The sequence below is a fragment of the Asticcacaulis biprosthecium C19 genome (genome assembly GCF_000204015.1).
Classification (GTDB): Bacteria; Pseudomonadota; Alphaproteobacteria; order Caulobacterales; family Caulobacteraceae; genus Asticcacaulis; species Asticcacaulis biprosthecius.
The window spans coordinates 113155-115003 of the sequence record NZ_GL883080.1 but is presented as its reverse complement, the minus strand read 5'-3'; the positions used below and the strand labels follow the sequence as shown (position 1 = coordinate 115003).

General features: G+C 62.4%; 2 protein-coding genes. Both read right to left on the bottom strand.

Annotation, left to right across the window (positions count from 1 at the left end; translation table 11 throughout):
• Positions 1-755: hypothetical protein (locus ABI_RS25775; RefSeq protein ID WP_211211196.1), on the bottom strand; the 755-nt coding region annotated here is incomplete at its 3' end.
• 116 nt (positions 756-871) lie between these two features.
• Positions 872-1705 (bottom strand): 23S rRNA (adenine(2030)-N(6))-methyltransferase RlmJ, encoded by an 834-nt coding sequence (rlmJ, locus tag ABI_RS19065; protein WP_006274701.1) that lies wholly within the window; start codon positions 1703-1705, stop codon positions 872-874.
• Between the last annotated feature and the right edge of the window lie 144 nt (positions 1706-1849).

Genomic DNA, 1849 nt, shown 5'->3' with positions numbered 1-1849 from the left:
GCGTCCGATTTCGGCGCAGGCTTCGGTGCCGCTTTGGCCGGAGCTGCCGGCTTGGCGGGAGCCGCCTTCGGCGCCGGCGCGGCGACAGCTTCGGCCGCCTTCGCGATGACTTGAGCCGGCTTGGCTGTTTCTGCGAGCTTGGCCGCAACGGGTGCCGGCTTCAGCGCTTCTACGGGCTTAGCAACCTCAACCACCGCCTCTGCCGCCATCTCGACCACCTCGGCCGCCACCAGCGGCACCTCGGCAATGGCTTCCGCCACGGCCGGAACCACAGGCGTTTCGGTAACCGGATCGATCAGGACTTCGACCACAGGTTTGGCCGTATCAACCATTGTCTCCGTGGTCTCGGCAACAGCCTCGGCAACGACGTCCCTGGCTTCCATAACAATCTCTGCGACGTTCTCGACGACGACCTGCTGGTCGTCGATGGCCGCCTTCACCCGGTCAGCGGCAATTTCCGCCGTCTCGATCGCTGCGTCGGAGACCTCTTTGGGCGTCGGCGCCACAAAGCCCGGCCATTTTGCCACCAGATCGGTGACCTGCGGCAAATCCTTGAACACGGTGCCCGACCGGTTCAGCGATTGTGCCACCGTCCAGGCGCTGATGCCAAAGCTCGACGCCGCCCAGAACGGCACCCACATGGGCGACAAGGCGCCGATCCACAGATGGACGGCCTTTTCGGACGCCGCCTTGACGGCATCGGGACTGGTGAAGGGAAACAGTTTCGACGACTCGGTTTCGGATATGGTCAGCATCTAACACCTCGTTCTGGCCTCGGGGTCAGGCCATATTGCGCCGCAACATAACACAAACCGATCCAGACTCCAACCACGAGAATCGCCCTCACGGCAATTTGACGCTTATGCCATATTTATAACGACCAGAGACGCGCCTGCCCGCCGTCCTCACCGAAAACCCGGACCACATCTTCGGCAATTGACCTTAGGTGCGCTGCAAAATTTTCCGGCGGATTGACCGCCATCAGCACGCAACCGTTCATCTTCATAGGATTCCACAGCGGCCGCAGGCGAAGCTCGGCGATGAGATTGTCCGGCATCGGATCGATCTCGCGTTCCAGGCTGCGCAGCCAGGCGTCGAAGGTTTCGAGATCCTTCAGAGGCAGCCAGATCAAAACCCGGGCATCGGACCGCCGGCTGATGATCCCAGCCAGGGTTGAGGTCAGATTGTCATAGTCGTCACCACGTTCGAAGGGCGGATCGATCAGGTAAAACAGCGACCGTGCCGAACCCGTCGAATCGAGCGCGACCTGATAGCCGTCTTCCTTGACCGCCTTGCCGCGCGGCTCGATGCGTTCGCGCAGAAAGCCGAAGTCGTCCTCGCGCAGTTCGCAGCCGACATATTGGTCGTCCGTGCGGATGTGGTCGAGCACCAGGACGGGCGATCCGGGGTAGATGCCGACGCGGTCGCGAAAACCGGCCTTGGCGTTCTTGGCGCGGACATAGCCGGCCAGGGGTTGCAGGCTTTCGGGCACCGCCTGGCTCATCAGATACTTGATTCCTGCCTCGGCCTCCCTGGAGCGGGCGAAATCCGGGTTGGACAGGTCGTAGTACCCGGCGCCGGCATGGGTATCGACGACCAGCAGCGGTTCCGTCGCCTCGCGGATCAGCCGCAGCCAGGTCAGCACCGCGGCGTGTTTGGCGAGATCGGCGAAGTTGCCGGCATGAAAGCCGTGTCTGTAGTTCATTCTGGCCTCATCCTCGAACCTGTAACCCCGGTCCAAAGAGGACCCCTCCGCTTCGACGCGCTTCGGCCCACAGGGGCCTTGCTTGCTCAGCACCTCCCCACCTTCGGTAGGGAGGAGAAGTCGGAAAAAGTCTGCTTCCTCTTT

Coding starts and splice junctions, on each gene's coding strand:
- rlmJ (WP_006274701.1), bottom strand. CDS start 1,705: ATGAACTACAGACACGGCTTTCATGCCGGCAACTTCGCCGATCTCGCC.